Origin of the sequence: Acinetobacter sp. 1566109 (assembly GCF_000582255.1) — a bacterium.
In the GTDB taxonomy this organism is placed as follows: Bacteria; Pseudomonadota; Gammaproteobacteria; order Pseudomonadales; family Moraxellaceae; genus Acinetobacter; species Acinetobacter nosocomialis.
Genome location: NZ_JEYB01000241.1, coordinates 1 through 392, shown reverse-complemented (window position 1 = coordinate 392; position 392 = coordinate 1). Strand labels below are relative to the sequence as shown.

The window sequence follows — 392 nt, the reverse complement described above, 5'->3', positions numbered from 1 at the left end:
CTGAACCGTACCGGGTTTGTCGGAGACTTTTTTATTTTTGTCGGAGACTTTTTTATTTAAGTTAAGCCACCTGACCTAACGGGTTAATCTTATCATAGTACATTGCTTCAAACTCAAAAGGCGACACATAACCCAGTGCACTGTGTACACGCTTTTTATTGAACCAATCTACCCAGTTTAGTGTCGCAAGTTGTACATCTGCTAAACCTTGCCAATCTGCTTTTAAATATGTTTAGTCCCGGCATTTGATGGATCGGATCAATTTTAAAAAGTTCAGGTTCATCTGTCCACTGTTTGCAGATGAATTCGTAGGGAGTCAGGCTCCTGAGTGTTTTGAGTCTGCGGCCGAAGTTGTATGCAGCAATAAAATCAGCAAGGTGAATGCATAGCTG

Annotated in this window: 2 pseudogenes; both read right to left on the bottom strand. The window is 41.3% G+C overall.

From position 1 onward, the window contains the following. Window positions 1-61: 61 nt before the first annotated feature. A pseudogene (locus tag J582_RS26700) lies at window positions 62-229 on the bottom strand (integrase core domain-containing protein); the annotation flags it as partial. 1 nt (window position 230) lies between these two features. Continuing rightward, window positions 231-392 (bottom strand): annotated as a pseudogene (locus J582_RS25610) (IS481 family transposase); the annotation flags it as partial.